A 14,115-nucleotide genomic window follows, 5' to 3' on the forward strand; every position below is an offset into this window, starting at 1 on the left:
GCCCCGGCAGGCCACTCGTCGTTGCCCACCTTGCCCGTATCGACATACGGGCGGCGGCGTGCGCCTAGATTGGCCTGCCGGGGCGCACTGGCGCGGGGGTGAATCTGATGAATGACACGCCCTAGGGAAACGAGACCAGGTCGCCATACAGTTCGCGCAGCTTGGCCTTGACGGCAGGGGCACTCTGGTAGATGGCGATGAAGCGTTGCAGGCGGGCATCGTCGCGCCGGTCGGCACGGGTGACGAACTGGAAGGCGTACAGCGGGTCGTTCTCGAAGATCAGGCCCTTGGAGGGGTCCAGCCCGGCAATCTTGATGAAGGTGGGGTAGGTGGCGGCGGCATCCACGTCGTCCAGCGAGCGGGCGATCTGCGGGCCGTCCAGCGAGACGATGCGCAGGGGCTTGTGGAAGGCGGTCACATCTTCCTGTGTGGCGCGGTGGTCTGCGCCGGGCTTGAGCGTCAGCAGCCCGGCTTTCTGCAACAGCAGCAGGGAGCGGCCGGTGTTCACCACGTCGCCCGAGAAGGCGATGCGGGCGTTGTCGGGCAGGTCTTGCAGCCGCTGGAATTTCTTGGAGTACAGGCCGAACGGGGTGCTGAAGGCCGGGGCGACCGGCACCAGATCGAAGCCGGTTTTTTCGTTGGTGAACTCCAGGTAGGGAATGTGCTGGAACAGGTTGGCATCCACCTCGCCCTGTGCCACCGCGCTGTTGGGGGTGTTCCAGTCGTTGAATTCGATCAGCTCCACTTTCAGCCCTTCGGCGCGGGCCAGTTCGGCAGCGATTTCGGCGGCCTGGTTGGAGATGCTGGTGGCCAGGGCAATCTTGAGTGTGCGCTGGCGGTCGTCCTGCGCCCAGGCCAGTGGTGCGCCGCTTGCTCCCAGCAGTCCCAGGGTGGCCAGTGCGAGCAGATTGCGGCGGCGGGCAGAGGTGGGCAGGGAAGGGGGGTGAGGGGCAGCAGAGTGGATCATGGCAGCAGTCCGGTAGAGATGGCGGGCAATGTAGCACGATCGTTTGCGCAGACCAAGCCATCCAACCAGTGGCAGCAGGGGCATTGGGGCGGCAGGGGGTGAATCACTTCTTGTATTTATCAATATCAATTTATCATTACAATCTGCCGCCTGAACCTTTTTCATTCGCCTGCGCATTTCACAAGGAATTCCCAATGCACGCCCTGTTCCAGCCCTCCCGCCTCACCCGTGTTTCACTGGCCAGCCTGATGGTGCTGGCACTGACTGCCTGCGGTGGCAGCAGCAGCGATGAGGAGGTGATCGAGACCCCCGAAGAAGAGCATGAGCACAGCCATATCGATTCCAGAGGCCGTCTGGTGATTGCCGAATCCGGGGCCACTGCCGTGCATGTGTTCGATCTGGACAGCCAGTCGGTTGCGCAGACTTTTGCAGCCGATCACGCACCATCGGCCATTTACAGCAGCCCGAATCACCGCTACGCGCTGCTGTTTCAGCGCAATGAAAACCAGGTGCAGTTCGTCGATGGCGGCCTGTGGCAGGAAGACCACGGCGACCACCTGCACGATTACCAGGCCGCGCCGCAGTTGCTGGGCACGCGCTGGAGCGGCGCGCGCCCCACGCACTACGAGAGCCACGATGGCTACGGGGCGATCTTCTACGATGGCAGCACCGATGGCACCACCGCCTCGTCGGTGAGCCTGCTCAGCGACAACGCGATTGCCGCTGGCACACCCGTGGCGACGCTGTCCCTGCCGCTGGCCATGCACGGCACGGCCGAGCCGCGTGGCGAATACCTGCTGACCACTTACCGCGCCCCCGATGCCAGCGGCCCCAGCCAGGTGGAGCTGTACAAGCGCGACGGCGCGGGCTTCAACTTCGTGCAGCGTTTCGAGACCACCTGCCCCGGCCTGCACGGCAGCTACTCGAACGCCAATTACATTGCGTTTGGCTGCACGGATGGCGTGCTGGTGGTGCACCAGCAGGGCGACAGCTTCAGTGCCCGCAAGCTGGCCAACCCCGCCGATCTGGGCGCGACGGCCCGCATCGGCACCATCGTTGGGCATGAAGACCTGAACAGCTTTGTCGGCATTGCCTCGCCCGGCCATCTGTTCGCCATCGACCCGGTGGCGGGCGAAATCAAGCGCATCCAGTGGGCCGAAGGCCGCACCCGCCGCGCCCACGCCATTGATGCCGATGGCGACCATTTGCTGGTGCTGGACGACCAAGGCAAGCTGCACATTCTGAAAACCGCAGACTGGAGCAAGCGTGCCACGCTGGATGCCGTGGCCAATATGCCCACCGCCGCCCCCTTCCCGGCACTGACCGCCAGCCATGCCGAAGACCAGGTGTTCCTGTCGGATGTCACCGGCAAGCAGATTTCCGTGATCGATGTCGAAACCGCCAGCATCAAGCTGAAATACCCGCTCAACTTCACCCCCGGCAGCCTGACATGGCTGGGTCTGCCCGAGTACGAGCACAGCCACTGACCCGGTACGCAGCGCACAGGAATCTTTACATGAACCACTCGCCACTGCCGGATGCGCGCCGCGCATCCCTTCCCCCTCGCCACGCCCTCTGGCATGCCTGCCTGGGAGCCTGTCTGGCCACGACCCTGCCGCTGGCTGCATCCGCACAGGCCGCCCACCATGACCACGACCATGCGCACGAGGCTGCTCCTGCTGCCACGCAGTCACTGCCCACGGTGCAGGCCACGGCCTCGCTGCTGGATGTGCCGGTGGACCAGGCCGCCACGCCCGTCGAACTGCTGGGCGCGGACGAGTTGCGCACCCGCCGCGCCGCCACGCTGGGCGCGACGCTGGACGGGCTGGCCGGAGTGCGCAACAACCACTTCGGGGCCGGGGCAGGCCGCCCGGTGATTCGCGGCAGTGACGGCCCGCGCGTGCGCGTGCTCTCCGATGGTGTGGAAGTGCAGGACGCTTCCACCTCCAGCGCAGACCATGCCGTGGCACTGGAGCCGCTGCTGGCCACTGAAATCGAAGTCTCGCGCGGCCCCGCCACGCTGCTGTACGGTGGCGGTGTCACCGGCGGCGTGGTGAATGTGCGCGACGGCAAAATCCCCACCGCCGTGCCCGAGCGCGGTGTGGAGGGTGCGGTGGAAGTGCAGAAGGAATCCAGCGCGCGCGAAGGCGTGGGGCTGTTCTCGCTCACCGGTGGCGCGGGCAATGTGGCCCTGCACGTCGAAGGGCTGAAGCGTTCCGCACAGGACTACGACACCGGCAGCGGCTGGAGCGAGGGCAGCCGGGTGGTCGGCTCGCACAACCGCAGTTGGTACGGCAGCGTGGGCGCATCGTGGCTGCACGAGCGCGGCTACCTGGGGCTGGCCTACAGCAACCTGCGCAGCCGCTACGGCCTGCCGGGGCACAGCCACGAATACGCAGACTGCCACCTGCACGGCAATTCATTGCACTGCGGCAGCCATGACCCCGACCCCACCGCGCCCGAAGGCTGCCACTGGCACGGCACGGAACTGCATTGCACCGAAGAGCATGGCGACGACATCCCGCTGGTGGACATGCGCAGCGAACGCTGGGACGTGCGCGGCGAATGGCGCGAACCTGTCCCCGGCATTGCCCGCGCCCGTTTGCGTGCAGGCATCACCGATTACCGCCATGATGAAATCGAACACGGAGCCATCGGCACCACCTTCACCAACAAGGCACATGATGCCCGGCTGGAACTCGAACACCAGCGCGTCGGCGCACTGCGTGGCCTGGTGGGCGTGCAACTGAACGAACGCAAGTTCGCCGCCACCGGCAACGAAGCCTATGTGGAACCCAGCACCACCCGCCAGACCGCCGTATTCGCGCTGGAGGAATACCAGCTTGGCGAAGCCGTGCGGCTGGAGCTGGGCCTGCGCTACGAATGGCAACGCGCCCGGCTGGAAGGCAGCCGCCGCATCGTCCGCACCCGCCACGACATGGGTTCCGTCTCTGGCGGGGCGAGCTGGAACTTCGCGCCCGGCCATGTGCTGGCCCTGAGCCTGTCGGCATCCGAGCGTGCGCCCACCGCCGAGGAACTGTTCTCCAGCGGCGTGCATCTGGCATCGAGCACCTACGAGCGCGGCAACTCGCGCCTGAAGTCCGAACGCTCCCGCAACTTCGACCTGAGCCTGCGCAAGACCGCAGGGGCCACGCGCTACCAGCTCACCGGCTTCTACAACCGGATTGCCGACTACATCTACGCCGCCACCACCGACCAGCACGAGAACTTCCGCCTGATCGACTACCGCCAGCGCGATGCCACCTTCAAGGGGCTGGAAGCGCGCCTGAGCCACCAGTGGAACCCGCAATGGCGCACCGGTATCTTTGGCGATGTGGTGCGTGCCAGCTTCCAGAATGGCCAGGCCGTGCCGCGCATTCCCGCCCACCGGCTGGGGCTGGATGCCCAGTGGCAGTGGCAGCACTGGACGGCCGGGGCCGAGGTTTATCGCAATTTTGCCCAGAACCGCATTGCCAGCTACGAAACCCGCAGCCCCGCCTACACCATGCTGAACCTGAAGGCGGCCTACCACGGCCATTACGGCCAAGGGCAGGACTGGGAGCTGTACGCCACGCTGGACAACGCGCTGGACAAGCTGGCCTTCAACCACACGTCCTTCGTGAAAACCCAGTCGCCCCTGCGCGGCCGCAGCCTGCGCGTGGGTCTGCGTCTGGGATTCTGAAACAGGCATCTGCCGCTTCGGCGGCAATGCCCCGGTGGATGGAGAGGCGTGTATGGCCCTCCACCCCCTCCATCCTTGCGTCAGCTCCGGTGTGGCAGTGCGTAGATGATCTGGATGCCAAGCCCTATCGCTGCCATGCCCAGCAGCACACTGGCGGTGACATACCCGGCTGCAATCCATGCTTCACCACGCCGCAACAGCGATACAGTCTCCAGACCGAAGGCCGAAAACGTGGTGAAACCGCCCACCAGGCCGGTGAACAGGAAAATCCGCGCCTGGGAGCTGAACGCGCCATGCCTTTCTGCCATGCCGACCAGCAGCCCCATGACGAGACAGCCCAGAACATTGACCCCCAGCGTGCCCAGTGGCCATCTGGACTGCGCCGTCAGTTCCAGCAGCCAGCCGCTCAGCTTGTATCGGGCAATGGAGCCGATGCACCCGCCCAGGCCCACGATCAGGATGTCTTTCATGGTTTCGTCCGTTGGGATGGTTCACAGCGTCCCGTAGCTGTGCAGGCCGGAGAGGTAGAGGTTCACGCCCAGGAAGGCGAACGTGGTGATGGCCAGGCCAATCAGTGCCCACCAGGCGGCCACGGCACCGCGCAGCCCCTTGAGCAGGCGCAGGTGCAGCCAGGCCGCGTAGTTGAGCCAGACGATGAGTGCCCAGGTTTCCTTCGGGTCCCAGCTCCAGTAGCCGCCCCAGGCTTCGGCGGCCCAGAGCGCGCCCAGCACGGTGGCAATCGTGAAGAAGGCAAAGCCCACGGCAATGGCCTTGTACATCACATCGTCCAGCACCTCGAAGGATGGCAGGCGTTGCGCCAGCGGGCGGCGCAGTGCGACGATGGCGGCCACGGCCAGCGCGGCCACGCCCCAGTACAGCATCCAGAAGGCCGCGCCCTCGCTGGCCACACTGCGGCGGAAGGCGACCGGCTCCAGGCACAGGGCCATGCCCAGCAGCCACAGCGGCGCGAGCTTCCACCAGCGGCCCTCATGGGCGTGGTGCTTGAGCAGCCAGGCAAAGGCCACCATCGCGGCAATGGCGAACGTGCCATAGCCGATGAAGTTGGCGGGGACGTGGATTTTCATCCACCAGCTTTGCAGCGCGGGAATCAGTGGCTGGATGACGTGGGCATCCCGCGCCAGGCTGTACCACAGCAGAAAGCCCACGGCGGCACTGACGATGAGCAGGGTGAACGCGCCCAGGCTGCGGCTCTGGTAGCGGCTTTCGTAGTACAGCGAGAACAGCGTGGTCGTCCAGCAGAACAGGATGAAGACTTCGTACAGGTTGCTCACCGGGATGTAGCCCAGGCCGGGGCCGAGCAGGTGACTCTCGTACCAGCGCACCAGGGTGCCGGTCAGGGCCAGCACAGAGGCCAGCCAGGCCAGCTCCGCACCGATCTGCATCATGGCCGGGGGTGTGCCCGTGCCTGTGCTGCCGTCGTGCCGCTTCGGCGCGGAGCCAAGCAGCCCGATCCAGTAGAACACGGTGCTCATGACAAACAGCAGGCACATCCACAGAATCGCGGACTGGCTGGAAAGCGCGTATTTCAGCAGCAGCACGGTTTGCGCCCGCTCGATCTGCCCCGTGCCATCCTGCTGGTACAACGTGACGGCCAGCCCAGCCAGCACTGCCACCCCCAGCATGAAGCCCTGCAAGGGCCGCCAGTGCCAGCCCAGCCACACCAGCGCGGGGGCCGTGCCCAGCAACACGGCGCGGTCGTAGCCATCCATCTGCGCGCCGTGGCGCAACAGGGCGGCTGCCGTGGCCAGCAGCACCAGCAGGGCAAACCCCCAGTCGCGTGGCCGATGGTGGGGGAGGGGCAGGGCGGGTTCGGTGATGGCGTTCATGGGGCAGGGGGCACATGGGGGGCTGGTGGTGCAGCAGAAAACAGCCGCTGGCGCAGTTGCTCGAATTCGCGCCGGGTGTCCAGCGTCTGGCGGTTGCTCGACAGGGCCATGCTGGCATGGGTCAGAGACGGGGCAGCGTGGGCCGATGGTTCCGGCAACCAGACCCACAGCCGCCGCTCGCGCACATACAGCATGGCAAAAATGCCCACGATCAGCAGCACGCAGCCGCCATAGACCACGCCGCGTCCGGGTGATTGGCTCACCTGAAAGGCACTGGCCTGCACCTGCTCGAAGTCTTGCAGGGTGAAGAATACCGGCTCCGGGTAAAAGAAGCCATCGCTGAGGGCGGCGAAGGCCAGCCGGGTGAAGGTCTGGGTGGTGGCATCGTCGGGCAGTGGCGGAAGGTTTTCCTGCGCGCGTGCCAGTTGCAGCAATTCCCGCAGCACCCCATGCAGCATGCGCACCAGCACCTGGGCGGCGCGATCCTGCTCGGCGGGCGGCACTTCGTTTTGCAGAAACTGCGACAGGGCCAGCACGCCCGCAGTCGCCGTGCCCGCTTCGGCACCGGCGAACAGATTCAGTGCCCGCGTGGCCGACTGGCGCAGTGGCTCGCGCAGCGCAGCCTGGGCCTCGGGCAGGGCCTGCTGGACATAGCGGTCGATGGCCTGCTGCCGCAATGCCGGGGTGTGCAGGGCCTGCCACAGGCGCAGAAAGCCGTCGAGCTGGCCGTGTTCATCCTGAGGAATGCGCCAGTAGGTGAATTGCGCGTCACTGGGCGCACGCACGCCCAGCGTGAACACCGGCAGGCCATCGCCCAGATCGATCGGGCGCATGTAGTTGCGAAACTCCACGGCCTGCCCGGCACGGTCACGAATGCGATAGCTCAGGCTGGGGCCGACATCGTGCAGCTTCTGTGGCTGAATGGCCGGGTGGCCCGCGCCCCATTGCGCTTGCAGGCGGTGGCGCAAATCCACGGCCCGCACATCCACTGCCGCACCGCTGGCCGTAGACGAGGCCGCAGCGGCAGCGGCCAGATTCTCCACATTCAGCGTATCCAGTGCCAGCCACTCCACCTGGGCGGCATCCCAGCCCGGAACGCCCGAAATGGGGGCGGAACTGCCGATCACGCCCTGCCACGGCGTGGCCTCCATGCCGGGGCGCAGTGGGCGCGCCAGCACCTGCACCCGCGAGCCACCATCGTCAAAACCAGCCTGAAAAACCTCCACCCCGTGGGTTTTCAATGGGTGATTGACGGCAATGCGGTGCTGCGACACGGCCCCGGTGGCGCGGTCGTGAATGCGCACCTCGCTGGCAAACAGGCGCGGCGTGCCGTTGGCGTGGTACTCCACGTCGAACCGCTCCAGTTCGATGCTGAAGGGCAAATCCTGCAACACCACGCCATCGGCCAGCGTGAGGATGGCGGTGTTGGAGCGTGTGCCCTCGGCCACCATCACATTGCCCCGGTAGGCCAGCGTGCCCACGCCCATGCGGTGCCGGGGGGCTTTGGCGGCTTCCAGCCCATCACCCTCAAAGGCGGTCTTGCCTTCCAGGGCCATCTGCACGCGCATCGGCAACTGGCTGTCCAGCAGGCCGCCCACGCAAATGAGCACAATGGCCGCATGGGCGGCAATGTAGCCCAGCCGGTTCGCGCCGCCCGCCTTGGCCGCCAGCATCCACCCGGCAGGGCGGGCGGTAGTGCGGTGTACCAGCCGCACCTTCCAGCCCAGTGCCTGCAACTGCTGCTGCATCTGTGCCGCCAGCGTCTGCGCTGTGCCGGGCAGGGAGGCTTGGGCGCGGTGGGGCATGGCCTGGAAACTGCCCACCCGCACATGCTCCTTGAAGCGACGCCACTCCGACAGGTACCGCGGCGTATTGCGCACCACGCACAGTCCGGTGCTGACCGCCAGAAACACCAGAATCAGCAGAAACCACCACGCGCTGTACACGGCATGGAGCTGCAACACCATGAACAGCTGTGCCCAGAACGGCCCGAACTGGTCGATGTAGCGCGCCGTGGCCTCATGCTGGGGCAGCACCGTGCCTGCCACCGATGCCAGAGCCAGCAGCACCAGCAGCGCGATGGCAAAGCGCATGGACGAGAGCAGCTCGTACACACGCCGTCCCGTGGACGTGCCCTGGGATGCTGGCGGGGGATAGCGATGGGTTCGTTGCATGGGAAGGAGAGAGCCTGCCAATGGCAGAAAAAATCCCTTTTCCCAACAGTGGAGAAAAGGGATGCTGCGCAGTGCCGGGTGCGGCAGGCGATGCGGTGGGTCAGTCGCCGAACATCTTCTGCTTGAGTTCGCGGCGTTGCTGGGCCTCCAGCGACAGCGTGGCCGTGGGGCGGGCCAGCAGGCGGCGCAGGCCAATGGGTTCGCCGGTTTCCTCGCAGTAGCCGTATTCGCCCGCATCGATGCTGGCAATCGACTGCTCGATCTTCTTGAGCAGCTTGCGCTCGCGGTCGCGGGTGCGCAGCTCCAGCGCGTGTTCTTCCTCGATGGTGGCGCGGTCTGCCGGGTCGGGCACTACCGAGACTTCCTCGCGCAGGTATTCGGTGGTGGCACCGGCCTTGCGCAGCATGTCGTCCCTCAGATCGGACAGTTTCTTGCGGAAGAATGCCAGTTGCTCACTGTTCATGTAATCGTCTTCCGGCATGGCCAGCAGGGCCGCTTCGGTCAGGGTGGCGGAGGTGTCGTCCAGCGCGCCTGCGTCTGCGGATTGCGTCGATTGGGTGGTTTTGTTTGCCATAGTGGTCCAGTCATGCCGCGTGCCTGCGATGGTGTGGGCACGTACATCATCGTCTCTTTTGATTTCATATCGCCCCCGCACCGCGTGGGGCGGGCAGGCGATGCCGGGTGAACAGACTCTGGTAATGTGCCTTGTTCGGGCAGGCATTGTAGCCACAATGTGCAATGGCCGACAGCCATGCCCCTGTGGGCCGATGGAACTCGAAAAATCCACCTGCCCGAGCCAGCCACAGGCCGGCCACCGTCGTCAGATCGCCGTCAGACCTGCGACTGATCCAGCCCCTGCTCCAGAATGTCGCGCGGCAGGTCGATGCCGATGAACACCATCTTGCTCACGCGCTCCTCGCCATCCTTCCAGGCTGGCCCCAGGTCGCTGCCCATGAGCTGATGCACGCCCTGAAAGATCACCTTGCGGTCGGTGCCCTGCATGTCCAGCACGCCCTTGTAGCGCAGCATTTTGGGGCCATAGACGTTCACGATGGCCCCCAGAAAATCCTCCAGCTTCACCGGATCGAACGGCCGCCGGGCGCGGTACACAAAGCTCTTCACATCATCGTCGTGGTGATGGTGGTGCGGATGCTTGCAGTGTTCGCCGTGTTCATGGTCGTGCCCGTGGTCATGTCCGTGGTGCCCATGTTCTTCGTGGTGGCAGTGCCCATGCCCGTGGTCATGGCCGCAATGCTCGTCGTGCACATGGGGTTCTTCCTCGCGCAGAAAATCCGGGTCGATGTCCAGCCGCGCATTCAGGTTGAAGCCGCGCAAGTCCAGCACCCGCTCCAGCGGCACTTCCCCGAAATGCACGGCCTCGATGGGCGCGCGCGGGTTCATGTGCTTGAGGCGGTGAATCAGTGCCTGCACCTGCGCCTCGCTGACCAGATCGGTCTTGGTGAGGAAAATCTGGTCGGCAAAACCCACCTGCCGACGCGCTTCCTGCCGCTCGTCCAGTTGGGTTTGCGCGTGCTTGGCATCCACCACCGTGATGATGGAATCCACCAGAAAGCTCTCGGCCGCTTCCTCGTCCATGAAGAACGTCTGCACCACCGGCCCCGGATCGGCCAGCCCGGTGGTCTCGATGATGACGCGCTCGAAATCCAGTTCGCCGCTGCGGCGTTTCTCGGCCAGATCGTGCAGCGTGGCGCGCAAATCCTCCCGGATCGTGCAGCAGATGCAGCCATTGCTCATCTGCACGATCTGCTCGCGGCCTTCGCTGACCAGAATCTCGTTGTCGATGTTTTCCTCGCCAAACTCATTCTCGATCACCGCAATCTTCTGCCCGTGCGCCTCGTGCAGCACCCGGTTGAGCAGCGTGGTCTTGCCCGCGCCCAGAAAGCCCGTGAGAATGGTGACAGAAATTTGTGCCATGCCAGTGTTCCGTTTCGTGAAGGTGAATTCAGGTCGCACCCAGCGACATCCCCTGCCATACATGCCGTGTGGCAGGGGATGTCGCTGGGTATGGGGCGTTGATGATACGCTTTTATCAGCCTTCTTTCCCGCCCGCCGCATCATTCCCGGCCGCGCCCTTGCGGGTGCCGGTGGTCTTGCTGGCTGTCTTGCGTGTGGCCGTGGCAGAGGTCTTGCGCGGCGCACGCTTGCGGGCCGGGGCTTGCCCCTCTGGCGTGGCAGCGGACGATGCCGTGCGTGCTGTCCTCGCCGTGGTGCCACCGGCTTTCTGGCCTGCCTCGGCAGATTCGCCTGCCACGGGTGACAGCCCTGGAATCGACGCGCTGGCATTCGCAAAATTCTGCGCCATATCATCCAGCGCGTGCGTGGCAATCGTCTGGAACTGCTTGCTCAATGCCCCCCACCACTGCATGGCCTGCGCCTGGACAATGCGCAGGTCTTCGGCGGCCTGCTCCGACAGCAGCCCTTCCTGCTGTTCGTCTTCTGCCGCTTCGGCTTCCTCGGCAGCCGCTTGCTCGGCGGCCTGACGCACCTCTGATTTGGTGGGGGATGCCTTGGCCGCATTCACCCCGGCAGAGGCACTGGCCGCCGCCGTGCTGGCCGCTGCCACCACGCCATCCTGGAACACCTGCGCCACCTGCTGCGCCCCGGAATTCATGCTCTTGAGCGTATCCAGCGTCAGTTTCTGCACTTCCAGAGCCTGAATCGTCGCGCTCAGCGCGCGGCCATTCTGATCGAGCCAGAACTGCACGGTCTTGAGTTCCTCGATGCGCTTTTGCACCTCCTGCGAATCCAGCGTGGGAGCCAGCCAGTTGCTGAACAGATTGTTGGCCGCAGCAGGCGTGCCCGGCGCAGTGGCGGCACCGGGAATCAAGCCCTTGAGAAAATCAAAGCCCGGCACGAACTGGCCGAAATCAAACAGTTTCTTGTCGCTCATTTGTCACCTTTCCTTGTGCTATTGATGCCATCGCGGCAGGCTGGCCAGGCATTCGCCCTGGCCAGCCCCCACAGGCACCAGTGTAAGGTCTGCCGGGGCGCACCGGCACAGGGACTAATCCAGGGAATGACAGGCCCCGTGCCAGCGGGCACAGTATCATTGCCCGCCTGCCCATTCCTCTTGCGGCCCCTGACCGCCTCCATCGCCCATGTCCGCCTCCCTCAACCTCGCCCAAATGCAAGCCATTCACCACACCCACGGCCCCAGTCTGGTGCTGGCCGGGGCGGGTTCGGGCAAAACGCGCGTCATCACCCACAAGATCGCCCACCTCATCCAACAGGGGCTGCTGCCCCAGCGCATTGCCGCCATCACCTTCACCAACAAGGCCGCCGCCGAAATGCGCGAACGCGCCCGCCAACTCATTGGCCGCTCGGCCAAGGACGTGCTCATTGCCACCTTCCACGCGCTGGGCGTGCGGCTGCTGCGCGAAGACGGCCACACGCTGGGCCTGAAACCCCAGTTCAGCATCCTCGACAGCGACGACGTGCTGGGCATCCTCAAGGACTGCGCCAGCACCACCGATACCGCCACCGCCCGCCAGTGGCAATGGGCCATCAGCCTCTGGAAGAACAACGGCTGGAATGCCGCCACCGCCCTGGCACAAGCGCGCGACGACGACGAACAGCTCATGGCCCGCATCATGCAACGCTACGAAGAACGCCTCACCGCCTACCAGAGCGTGGACTTTGATGACCTCGTCGGACTGCCCCTGCAACTGCTGCGCGACCACCCCGACGTGCGCGAACGCTGGCAGCAACGCCTGGGCCATGTGCTGGTGGACGAATACCAGGACACCAACGCCACCCAGTACGAACTGCTCAAACTGCTGGTGGGCGAGCGTGGCCACTTCACTGCCGTTGGCGACGACGACCAGTCCATCTACGGCTGGCGTGGAGCCACCCTCGACAACCTGCGCAAACTCCCCCAGGACTACCCCGATCTGCGCGTCATCAAGCTGGAGCAGAACTACCGCTCCACCAGTGCCATCCTGCGCGCGGCCAACCACGTCATCCAGAGCAACCCGAAACTCTTCCCCAAAACCCTGTTTTCCGAACTGGGCGAAGGCGAACCCGTGCGCATCATCGATGCCGACACCGAAGAACACGAAGCCGAACGCGCCGTCGCCCGCATCCAGAGCCTGCGCGCCGCCAGCAACCCGCCGCCCGCGTGGAAAGACTTCGCCATCCTCTACCGCGCCAACCACCAGGCCAAACCGCTGGAAAAAGCCCTGCGCCGCGCCAATATCCCCTACAAGGTCTCTGGCGGAACCAGCTTCTTCGACCGCAGTGAAATCAAGGATTTGTGCGCCTGGTTCCGCCTCTGGAGCAACCCCGACGACGACCCTGCCTTCCTGCGCGCCATTGCCGCCCCGCGCCGGGGCATCGGCCACCAGAGCCTCGCGCAACTGGGCGAATTCGCCACCCGCCACAAAACCAGCCTCTTTGCCTCCCTCTTCAACCAGATGCTGCCTGCCGCCATCAACGCCCGCGCCCTGGCTGGCCTGCTGGAATTTGGCCGCCAGCTCAACGACCTGCAACACCGCGCCAGCCACACCCAGGGTGCGGACGATGCCGCCCGCTTCCTCAGCGACTGGCTGGCCGAAATCGGCTACGAAGCCTTTCTGCGCGACCAATCCGACACCGACGCACAGGCCAATGCCCGCTGGAACAACGTCCTGGAATTCTGCGACTGGATGGCCGAACGCGCCGGAGGCCGCCCCGACCCGGCCATCGCCCACCTCATCAGCGAACGCAAAAGCCTGCTCGAAGTCGCCCAGACCATCGCCCTGCTCTCCACCATCTCGGAACGCGAAAAAGAACAGGACATGGTCACCCTCTCCACCCTGCACGCATCCAAGGGACTGGAGTGGCCCCACGTCATCCTCGCCAGCGTCACCGAAGGCGTGCTTCCCTTCCAGCCCGGCAGTGCCGACAGCCCCCTGGACGAAGCCGACGACCCCGAAGCCGCCGCCCGCATCCACGAAGAACGCCGCCTCATGTACGTCGGCATCACCCGCGCCCAGCGCACCTTGGCGGTGAGCTGGACAAAACGCCGCAAAAAAGGCCGCGACATCATCACCGCCCGCCCCAGCCGCTTCATCGCCGAAATGCAGCTGGACACCCAAACCGCCAAGGAAAACCCCCGAGACAAACTCCGCGCCCTGCGCGAAGAATTCGCCCGCAAGGCCCAGCAGGCAGCGGGGTAGGGCAGCATTTTTCATGAAAGAAAATGAACCGCAGCCCCCAGTCCATATACGCTTGCCCGGTACAAATAGAATGGTGCTGGAGTGGGATGGCAGCACCGTACTTGATTGAGCCAACGCACAGGTTTGGTAGCCACCGGCGACAAAGATGCTCGTTGTTTCATCCGCAAAATTTTAGGTGGTCTGAATTTCTGGCGGCCAATGTCTTTTGCTATGTACGACGTTTACAAAAGGTTTTTCAGGCTGTGTTGATGGGCTAAGATTGTGCTGT

General features: G+C 64.9%; 10 protein-coding genes. 3 read left to right on the top strand and 7 right to left on the bottom strand.

The genetic code is table 11. The annotated features are described in order from the left end of the window. Window positions 1-121: 121 nt before the first annotated feature. Window positions 122-967 carry a MetQ/NlpA family ABC transporter substrate-binding protein gene (locus BUE21_RS06285; RefSeq protein ID WP_073355907.1) on the bottom strand — a complete coding sequence of 282 codons (846 nt, stop codon included), beginning with the start codon at window positions 965-967 and terminating at the stop codon, window positions 122-124. Between the two features lie 194 nt (window positions 968-1,161). Here BUE21_RS06285 and BUE21_RS06290 point away from each other — a divergent pair, with 194 nt between their 5' ends. Next, entirely contained in the window at window positions 1,162-2,454 is a 1,293-nt protein-coding gene (locus BUE21_RS06290; protein WP_200796701.1) for a hypothetical protein, read from the top strand. A 29-nt stretch (window positions 2,455-2,483) separates the two neighbouring features. Beyond that, window positions 2,484-4,649 carry a TonB-dependent receptor domain-containing protein gene (locus tag BUE21_RS06295; protein ID WP_084522962.1) on the top strand — a complete coding sequence of 722 codons (2,166 nt, stop codon included), beginning with the start codon at window positions 2,484-2,486 and terminating at the stop codon, window positions 4,647-4,649. A gap of 80 nt (window positions 4,650-4,729) precedes the next feature. Here BUE21_RS06295 and crcB read toward each other — a convergent pair whose 3' ends face one another. The 6 genes from crcB to BUE21_RS06325 form a co-directional block, all read right to left on the bottom strand. Then, window positions 4,730-5,119, bottom strand: a complete 390-nt coding sequence (gene crcB, locus BUE21_RS06300) for a fluoride efflux transporter CrcB (RefSeq protein ID WP_073355848.1) — start codon at window positions 5,117-5,119, stop codon at window positions 4,730-4,732. Between the two features lie 21 nt (window positions 5,120-5,140). Continuing rightward, window positions 5,141-6,496 (bottom strand): c-type cytochrome biogenesis protein CcsB, encoded by a 1,356-nt coding sequence (ccsB, locus tag BUE21_RS06305; RefSeq protein WP_073355849.1) that lies wholly within the window; start codon window positions 6,494-6,496, stop codon window positions 5,141-5,143. Beyond that, the gene (locus tag BUE21_RS06310) at window positions 6,493-8,670 is read right to left on the bottom strand and encodes a cytochrome c biogenesis protein ResB (protein WP_073355850.1); all 2,178 of its coding nucleotides are present in this window, start codon (window positions 8,668-8,670) and stop codon (window positions 6,493-6,495) included. Before BUE21_RS06310 ends, ccsB begins: the two co-directional genes overlap by 4 nt. Before the next feature lie 100 nt (window positions 8,671-8,770). Beyond that, window positions 8,771-9,244, bottom strand: coding sequence for an RNA polymerase-binding protein DksA (gene dksA / locus BUE21_RS06315; RefSeq protein ID WP_084522964.1), 474 nt, complete (start codon window positions 9,242-9,244; stop codon window positions 8,771-8,773). A 257-nt stretch (window positions 9,245-9,501) separates the two neighbouring features. Next, a complete protein-coding gene (locus BUE21_RS06320) occupies window positions 9,502-10,605 on the bottom strand; it encodes a CobW family GTP-binding protein (RefSeq protein ID WP_073355851.1) in 1,104 nt (367 codons plus the stop codon). Window positions 10,606-10,720: 115 nt separating this feature from the next. Further along, window positions 10,721-11,581: a PhaM family polyhydroxyalkanoate granule multifunctional regulatory protein gene (locus BUE21_RS06325; RefSeq protein WP_073355852.1), complete on the bottom strand. Its 861-nt coding sequence runs from the start codon at window positions 11,579-11,581 to the stop codon at window positions 10,721-10,723. Between the two features lie 208 nt (window positions 11,582-11,789). On the opposite strand from BUE21_RS06325, the gene BUE21_RS06330 reads away from it, so the two are divergent. Next, complete coding sequence (locus BUE21_RS06330; protein ID WP_073355853.1) at window positions 11,790-13,847, top strand: ATP-dependent helicase; 2,058 nt, start codon at window positions 11,790-11,792, stop codon at window positions 13,845-13,847. The last annotated feature ends 268 nt before the right edge of the window (window positions 13,848-14,115 follow it).

This window comes from Lampropedia hyalina DSM 16112, from assembly GCF_900129055.1.
Lineage (GTDB): Bacteria > Pseudomonadota > Gammaproteobacteria > Burkholderiales > Burkholderiaceae_C > Lampropedia > Lampropedia hyalina.